11 protein-coding genes and 1 rRNA gene are annotated in these 8,002 nt (G+C 42.0%); all 12 read left to right on the top strand.

All coding sequences use genetic code 11. From position 1 onward, the window contains the following. Window positions 1-113 (top strand): 5S ribosomal RNA (gene rrf, locus C1A12_RS20785); the annotation flags it as partial. Between the two features lie 165 nt (window positions 114-278). Beyond that, window positions 279-461, top strand: a complete 183-nt coding sequence (locus C1A12_RS20780; protein WP_101847183.1) for a sigma factor G inhibitor Gin — start codon at window positions 279-281, stop codon at window positions 459-461. A 96-nt stretch (window positions 462-557) separates the two neighbouring features. Continuing rightward, window positions 558-1,979 carry an aminotransferase class I/II-fold pyridoxal phosphate-dependent enzyme gene (locus C1A12_RS20775; RefSeq protein WP_101847182.1) on the top strand — a complete coding sequence of 474 codons (1,422 nt, stop codon included), beginning with the start codon at window positions 558-560 and terminating at the stop codon, window positions 1,977-1,979. A 14-nt stretch (window positions 1,980-1,993) separates the two neighbouring features. Then, the gene (gene tmk, locus C1A12_RS20770; protein WP_101847180.1) at window positions 1,994-2,626 is read left to right on the top strand and encodes a dTMP kinase; all 633 of its coding nucleotides are present in this window, start codon (window positions 1,994-1,996) and stop codon (window positions 2,624-2,626) included. 44 nt (window positions 2,627-2,670) lie between these two features. Then, on the top strand, window positions 2,671-3,000 hold the full coding sequence (locus C1A12_RS20765) for a cyclic-di-AMP receptor (protein ID WP_101847178.1): 330 nt from the start codon (window positions 2,671-2,673) through the stop codon (window positions 2,998-3,000). 15 nt (window positions 3,001-3,015) lie between these two features. Beyond that, entirely contained in the window at window positions 3,016-3,456 is a 441-nt protein-coding gene (locus C1A12_RS20760) for a YaaR family protein (RefSeq protein WP_101847176.1), read from the top strand. A 13-nt stretch (window positions 3,457-3,469) separates the two neighbouring features. Next, a complete protein-coding gene (gene holB, locus C1A12_RS20755) occupies window positions 3,470-4,456 on the top strand; it encodes a DNA polymerase III subunit delta' (protein ID WP_101847175.1) in 987 nt (328 codons plus the stop codon). A gap of 7 nt (window positions 4,457-4,463) precedes the next feature. Continuing rightward, window positions 4,464-5,291 (top strand): stage 0 sporulation family protein, encoded by an 828-nt coding sequence (locus tag C1A12_RS20750; RefSeq protein ID WP_101847173.1) that lies wholly within the window; start codon window positions 4,464-4,466, stop codon window positions 5,289-5,291. A gap of 16 nt (window positions 5,292-5,307) precedes the next feature. Then, on the top strand, window positions 5,308-5,652 hold the full coding sequence (gene yabA / locus C1A12_RS20745; RefSeq protein ID WP_101847187.1) for a DNA replication initiation control protein YabA: 345 nt from the start codon (window positions 5,308-5,310) through the stop codon (window positions 5,650-5,652). A gap of 377 nt (window positions 5,653-6,029) precedes the next feature. Continuing rightward, the gene (locus C1A12_RS20740; RefSeq protein WP_101847171.1) at window positions 6,030-6,776 is read left to right on the top strand and encodes a tRNA1(Val) (adenine(37)-N6)-methyltransferase; all 747 of its coding nucleotides are present in this window, start codon (window positions 6,030-6,032) and stop codon (window positions 6,774-6,776) included. Next, window positions 6,766-7,062: a GIY-YIG nuclease family protein gene (locus tag C1A12_RS20735; protein WP_101847169.1), complete on the top strand. Its 297-nt coding sequence runs from the start codon at window positions 6,766-6,768 to the stop codon at window positions 7,060-7,062. The genes C1A12_RS20740 and C1A12_RS20735 overlap by 11 nt, the downstream gene beginning before the upstream one ends. Further along, entirely contained in the window at window positions 7,031-7,909 is an 879-nt protein-coding gene (gene rsmI / locus C1A12_RS20730) for a 16S rRNA (cytidine(1402)-2'-O)-methyltransferase (RefSeq protein WP_101847168.1), read from the top strand. Before C1A12_RS20735 ends, rsmI begins: the two co-directional genes overlap by 32 nt. Window positions 7,910-8,002 lie beyond the last annotated feature (93 nt).

The raw sequence follows: 8,002 nt of genomic DNA, 5'->3' as shown, positions 1-8,002 counted from the left end.
GTGGTGGCGACAGCGAAGAGGTCACACCTGTTCCCATGCCGAACACAGCAGTTAAGCTCTTCAGCGCCGATGGTAGTCGGGTTTACCCCCGTGAGAGTAGGACGCTGCCACGTTAATATTAAACCTTGGAAGATTAGTTTCTTCTAAGGTTTTTTTATATTATTTTTCTTTCCTGCTTTCTAGAAAACTTTTAAAACCTCGTATAGAATTCATAGATTTGGAGATACTATGGATAAAGTCAGCTTGTCTTATTAAAGACAGCATAAGGAGGCAGAGAAATGGAAAATAAAGAATGCTGTAGTATCTGTTCGAAGCAGGCAGCCGATGGGATTTATTTATTCCGCATTTATATTTGTTCCTCTTGTGAAAAAGAAATGATTCAAACATCGGTAGACGATCCGAAGTATAAATTCTACGTTGAGCAAATGAATAAAGCTCATCGCGCGATGATTCATTCATAGATTGATATGATACCATTCCTATTAAAACAGGGGTGGTCTTTTTTTGCTGTTTTCGTGTAGCATTTAACATAGATAACGATTGGAGAAGGTGATGGTATGGAAGAGCGTAAAGCCCCGTTATACGATCGATTAATTCAACATCAAAAGGAAGAACCTATTTCTTTTCATGTGCCTGGACATAAGTTTGGTGATATTTTTCCAGCAGAAGGGAAAGAGATCTTCCAGCACATTCTTTCCATAGATGCTACGGAGGTAGAGGGGCTGGACGATTTACATGCAGCGGAGGAAGTGATAAAAGAAGCTCAATACCTGGCTTCACGTTTTTTTGGGGCTGAGGATACCTATTTTCTAGTAAACGGGTCGACTTCCGGAAACATAGCAGCAATTTTAGCCGTATGCCGTCCTGGTGATGAGGTGCTTGTGCAGCGAAATTGTCATAAGTCTGTGCTTCATGGTTTGGAACTCGCAGGAGCTAAACCGGTATTTTTTACACCAGAGTATGAAACTCGCACCCACCGTTATTCTCTGATACACAAGGAATTGATTGATGAGGCGTTGGAACACTATCCAAACACGGTTGCTGTTATTTTAACTTATCCTGATTACTTTGGAAGGGCTTATCCTATAAAAGAGGTAGTTCAGGCCATCCATCATCATGATCTTCCCGTCATTGTGGACGAGGCTCATGGGGTACATTTTTCCTTAGGAAGTCCTTTCCCCGTCTCCTCGCTTAATGCGGATGCTGACCTTGTCATTCAGTCTGCTCATAAAACTGCCCCTGCGATGACGATGGCGTCATATCTCCATAGGAAAGGGTCGAGGATCGACACTTCACGCCTTGCTTACTATCTGCAGATGCTTCAATCCAGCAGTCCTTCTTATCCTTTGATGGCCAGTCTGGATTTAGCGAGATTATTTTTAAGTACGTTCACAGAAAGCGATAAAGAGTCTCTGCTTTCCTATATAACGGCAGTTAGAGAGGCTTTTAAAGAAACGGATTATCTATATGAAGTCCTCGCTGTAGATGAAATGGACGACCCTTTAAAAATTACACTAAAAGCAAAAGAAGGTTATACTGGTTTCCAAATTGCTGAACAGTTGGAATCAGCAGGAATTTATCCAGAGCTTGCTACTTCATCTCAAGTTTTATTGGTGGCAGGACTTAAGCCAAACCTGGAGATAGAGACCTTAAAGAAACGGCTGAGACGAGTGAATTGGCGATTAAAAAGTTGCGGGGAGCATGGTACAATAAAGATAGAAATATTGAACTATCCAAAGGTCCAGTCTTTGGCTGTAAGTTATCAAGAGATGCAGCAGGAAACCCCTGAATTTGTGAACTGGTCACATGCTGTTGGAAGAATTTGTGCTGAATCCGTCATCCCTTATCCTCCGGGTATTCCTTTAATCGTAAAAGGGGAGCGGATGACTGAAGAACAAGTTAGAAGCGTGCAAGCCTTGAATAAACAGGGTGCAAGCTTTCACAACACGGCAATTAAACAGGGGACTTGGGTGTTTTAAAGGAGAATGTTTTTGTGAAGGGACTTTTTGTTACATTCGAAGGCGGCGATGGTGCCGGCAAATCTTCTATGTTAAAACTGATTGGCGAAGAGCTGAGAAGCCGAGGGTACTCTGTTCTTGAAACGAGAGAACCAGGCGGCATTGATATCGCTGAGCGGATACGCCAGGTTATTTTAGATAAAACCCATACAACAATGGATGGTCGTACCGAAGCGTTGTTATATGCAGCGGCGAGAAGGCAGCATCTTGTGGAAAAGGTGATCCCTGCTCTGCAGGAAGGCAAAATCGTATTATGCGATCGGTTCGTCGATTCGAGCCTGGCCTATCAGGGTCATGCCCGAGGATTAGGAATGGATGAAGTATACAAAATAAATAAATTTGCGATTGAGGATTGTATGCCGGAAGTAACGTTGTTCTTTAATATAGAACCTTCCAAAGGGCTTCAGCGTATTGCAGGCAATGAAGAAAGAGAAAAAAACCGGCTGGATTTAGAGGCCCTCGATTTTCATGAAAAGGTTTATGAAGCATACTTGCATTTGCTTCAACAGCATCCGGAGCGTATGAGATCGATCAACGCGGATCAACCTATTGAAGACGTGAGAGAAGCCGCTATGACTATTATACAGTCATTTATACCAAATGATTGAATTTGGTATAATAGTAAAAAAATCCTACAGGAGGTTTTTTCCTCATGAAGATGATCATTGCAATTGTTCAAGATAAAGATAGCAACCGGCTGACAGATGCCCTGGCTGAAAATAATTTAAAAACAACCAAATTATCAACTACCGGCGGTTTTCTAAGAGAGGGTAATACGACGTTTATGATCGGTTGTAATGATGATGAGGTCGATGATGCGCTGGGGATTATTCGGAAAAACTGCAGCCAGCGTGATCAGATGGTGGCTCCGATTTCCCCTATGGGCGGTAATGCGGATTCTTATATTCCAAAGCCCGTTAAAGTTGAAGTGGGCGGAGCTACAGTGTTCGTACTGCCTATTGATTCATTCTTTCAGTTTTAATAAAGGAGTCAGCTTATGAAAATCACCCAGGATGTGCGTACCCAGGTTGAAGGAACCAGGCAGCAGTCCCAATTAAATAGCAGAGGACAAAAAAACTTTGATGCCATGGTACAGTCGCAGACGAAGCAGCTCCAGGAAAATCAGCTGCATCAGTTGATGGACAGCATCACAACCCAGGGGGAAAAGGTGGCTCGTTTCCGTTCGTTTCGTGATTTGGCCAAGTATAAACGTCTTATTAAAGATTTTCTTGAGGAAGCGGTACAGTACGGCTATAACGTCAAGCAGAGTCACAGCTTTGATCTCAATGGACGTGGAAGAAAGTTAACAATCGTTGAATCCCTTGATGAGCAGTTGACCGAATTAACAGAAGCTGTAATGGATCAAGAAAAAAGGTCGATCGATCTGCTCGGAATAATTGGAGAAATTAAAGGTTTGTTAATCAACTTATACACTTAAGGACGGAAAGCTTATGCCCACATGGAAGGAAATAAAAGAAATACAGCCTTTAGTAGCCCAAATGCTTACCAATAGTTTTAAAAAGGACCGCATTTCACATGCGTACCTGTTTCAAGGGGATCGCGGGACGGGCAAGCGTGAAATGAGCACCCTGTTTGCGAAAAGTATTTTCTGCAAGAACAGAGACGGTGTTGAACCTTGTCAGCAGTGTCTTGAATGCAGAAGAATTGACTCAGGAAATCATCCTGACCTTCATTGGGTTGCTCCTGATGGACAATCAATAAAGAAAGAACAAATTCTTAACCTGCAAAAGGAATTTACCTATACCGGCCTAGAGTCTAATCGAAAAGTTTATATTATTGTCGATGCTGATAAAATGACGACAAACGCTTCAAATCGTCTGCTTAAATTTCTAGAGGAGCCGAGTCAGCAGACGACTGCGATTCTTTTAACAGAAAACAGCCAGACCATGTTAAATACAATTCGGTCGAGGTGTCAGCTGCTTGCTTTTCAACCATTAAACCCCCAAAGAGTGGAAGAGCAGCTTGAACAGGAAGGTGTAGCGCAGTCAAACGCTAAAATACTAGCTTCTTTGACAAATAATTTAGCAGAGGCGCAGGAGTTAAATAACGATGAGTGGTTTGCTAATGTAAGAAAAATAGTGATACAATTAGTTGAAGTGCTTCTTAATAAACCAAATGAAGGACTTTTATTTATCAACCATCAGTGGATGCCCCACTTTAAAGAAAGAAAGCAATTACAGATTGGCTTAGATGTCCTGATGCTTTGGTTCCATGATTTGATTCATTATAATTTGGACCGGGAACAATCCATCGTTTTTCAGCAAGAGAGAGAAAAAAGGGAACAAGCCTCGTTATACTGGTCACGTCAATCTGCTGCTCAATCTTTATCTTTAATTCTGGAGGCGAAACGAAAAATAAATCAGAACGTCCATCCGACACTCGTGATGGAGCAGCTTACACTTCAACTGCAGAGGTGATTATATAGTGATCGAAGTTGTAGGTGTCCGATTCAAACAGGCGGGAAAAATTTATTATTTTGATCCGGGCGAAAGGAACTTAACCACCGACGATTATGTTATCGTAGAAACTGTTCGCGGGATTGAATTTGGGAAAGTAGTTATTGCTAATCGACAGGTCGGAGAAGAAGATGTCGTTTTACCGTTGAAAAAAGTAATGCGTAAAGCGGATGAGAAAGACAAACTGTCTGTCGACGAAAATAAAGAAATTTCTGAAGAAGCCTATCGAGTTTGTGGAAGTAAAATTCGTGAACATAAATTGGACATGAACTTAGTTGATGTAGAATATACGTTTGATCGCAAGAAAGTTATTTTTTACTTTACGGCAGACGGACGTGTGGATTTCAGAACCCTCGTTAAAGATTTAGCATCTGTGTTCAAAACGCGAATTGAATTACGGCAGATCGGGGTACGGGATGAAGCTAAAATGCTTGGCGGCATTGGTCCCTGCGGTCGTATGCTTTGCTGTTCGACCTTCTTAGGAGATTTTGAACCTGTATCCATAAAAATGGCAAAAGATCAAAATTTATCATTAAATCCAGCTAAAATTTCCGGGTTATGCGGAAGACTTATGTGTTGCCTGAAATATGAGAACGATGAATATGAATCCGCTAAAAAAGATCTTCCTGATATTGGCGAAGCAATCGCTACTTCTTATGGTAAAGGTAAGGTGGTAGGTCTGAATATGCTGGAGCGTCTTGTTCAAGTTGAATTTCGTGAACAGGAGCGTACGCTGGAGTATTCCTTACAGGAGCTGATCGATGAAGGTATCGTTCAAACCGAAGCCACAGAATGACGGGGTGGAATCAAGCGTGAACAAGAAAGCTATATTTGAACAAGTATCTCATTTAGAAACGCAGATTGGCGAGCTTTATGAACAACTAGGTGATTTAAAGAAGCAGCTTGCTTATTTATTAGAAGAAAACCAGCACTTGTCGCTTGAGAATCATCATCTGCGTCAACGTTTAGACCATGAAAATGAAAATGCAGGGAAGGAAGATTCTAAATCGAAAAGTGAAAAGGGAGCAGTTGTCGGAGAAGGTTACGACAATTTAGCTCGCTTATACGAAGAAGGCTTTCATATATGTAACTTGCATTTTGGCAGTCCACGTGATGAAGATTGTTTGTTTTGCCTCTCCTTTTTAAACAAGAAATAAATTCAACGGGTCCAGGCCTTTCCTTTATACACTTGAGGAAAGGCTCTCTTTTTATAAAAAGGTAAAGTTATTTAATTAATTAAAGCCTTCTTTACATGTTCATAGAGAGAGCATTTGGGAAGTTTCTACAATGGAGATTTGAGCGATTTTTTTATGTTGCTCAAATAGAATTGAACTTAAATAATCGTGAAGCTTAATACATAAAGAGAGTTGGGGAATGGGGAGACCCGCAAAGCAATGTCCGGGAAGGTTCCGAGAGTTGTTCTCAATACGCCCCTTCTCCACACGAACGTAACAAAAATCAGGCTCAAAAATCCTGCCTGATTACGTTAAGTAACAAAATAGAAGACCGTTAAAATTAAAGGAAGTGCAGATTTATGGTGAAGTTGAAAGGCGATGAGCGGATCGACTTTTTATTAGCAGAAGAGAACATGAGAATTATTCAAAGCGATGAAGTATTTGCGTTTTCCATTGATGCCGTACTTTTGGCTCGATTCACCTCTGTGCCGCGCACCCGCGGGAGAATCCTTGACCTTTGCACCGGGAATGGAGTCGTCCCCCTCTTCTTGTCTAGAAGGTCTCAGGTACCTATTACCGGAGTTGAGCTTCAAGAGCGTCTTTATGATATGGCTGTACGTAATGTTCATCTCAATCAGTTAGAAGAGCAGCTCGATATGATTCACGGGGACCTTAAGGACATGGTAAAAACTTTGGGCAACGGGAAGTATGATCTCGTCACCTGTAATCCCCCTTATTTCCCAACGCCGGCAGATGATAAAAGAAACATCAACAAGCATTTAGCGATTGCCCGTCATGAAATCTATTGCTCGCTCGAAGATGTCGTAAAGGCATGCAGCCGTCTGACTAAATCAGGAGGTAAAGTATCTATGGTCCATCGTCCCGGGCGGCTAGCAGATATTATTACTTTATTCCGAAAGTATCAGCTCGAGCCAAAACGTATTCAAATGGTTCATCCTAAACGCGGAAAAGAAGCCAATGTTCTTTTAATTGAAGGTGCCCGCGATGGAAAGCCTGACTTAAAAATCCTGCCTCCTCTGTTTACCCACAAGGATAACGGAGAGTATAGTGAAGAGTTTAGGGAGATTCTATATCATGGCAAATAATCATTATGTGTATATCATCCGCTGCAGTGATCAATCGTTATATACCGGGTACACGAATGATTTACAAACCCGCCTGCAAAAACATGCGAGCGGCAAAGGTGCGAAATATACGAGAGGTCGAGGTCCGTTTATTCTTGAATACTGCCAGGTGTATGAATCAAAGACAGAAGCCATGCGTCAGGAGTACCAAATTAAGCAGTGGCCTCGCTGGAAAAAAGAGTCCTGGATTGAAGAAAAGGAAGGAGGGCTGAGACGTGAATATTCAAAAGAGCTTCTCAAATCATGAAGGAAAAGGCACTCTCTTTATCGTACCTACACCGATAGGAAATTTAGAGGATATGACTTATCGGGCGGTGTCTGTGTTAAATGGGGCCGCCGCGATCGCAGCGGAGGATACACGCAATACAAAAAAACTGCTCCATTATTTTGAGATAACAACTCCATTGGTTAGTTATCATGAACATAACAAACAAACAAGAGGTCCACAATTGATCCAGAGGCTGCAGGCAGGGGAAGATTTAGCCTTAGTGAGTGATGCAGGGATGCCGGGTATTTCAGACCCAGGGGAAGATCTTGTGCAGATGGCAGCAGGTGAAGAATTGCCGGTCGTTGTGCTTCCCGGTGCAAATGCAGCCCTTCCTGCTCTAGTTGGTTCAGGACTTCCAACAGATGAATTTCATTTTTGTGGCTTTTTGCCACGCAAGAAAAAAGACAGACTGACTGTTCTGGAAGTTTTAAAGAATGAGGAAGCCACGCTCATTTTTTATGAATCACCTCATCGATTGAAAGAGATGCTTCACCATGTCCAACAGGAGCTGGGAAACCGTCGTGCGGCTCTTGTTCGGGAACTGACGAAAAAATATGAGGAGTATGTACGGGGTACGCTTGAAGAGTTGCTTGAGTGGGTAAACGAAGAAGAAATCAGAGGAGAGTTTTGCGTTGTTGTGGAAGGGACAAGTGAGTCAGTGACAAGTGATGCCTTCTGGTGGACTCATTTATCAATCATTGATCATGTTGACTTTTATGTAAATGAAAAGGGGCTAAAGTCGAAGGAAGCTATTAAACAGACAGCGGTAGATCGGAAGATGCAGAAAAGAGAAGTGTACCAGGCTTATCATGTAAATGAAGAATAAAAAAAGCAGCCCTTACTGTTTGGAACAGTAAGGGCTTTTTGTCCGAGCATATGTCAAAGTCATTTCATTATTAATTAACCAGTTGTAAATTTA

Source organism: Halobacillus sp. Marseille-P3879 (assembly GCF_900240285.1).
GTDB lineage: Bacteria > Bacillota > Bacilli > Bacillales > Halobacillaceae > Halobacillus_A.
Note: the sequence above shows the minus strand (reverse complement) of the source record. Positions and strands in the feature narration are given on the sequence as shown.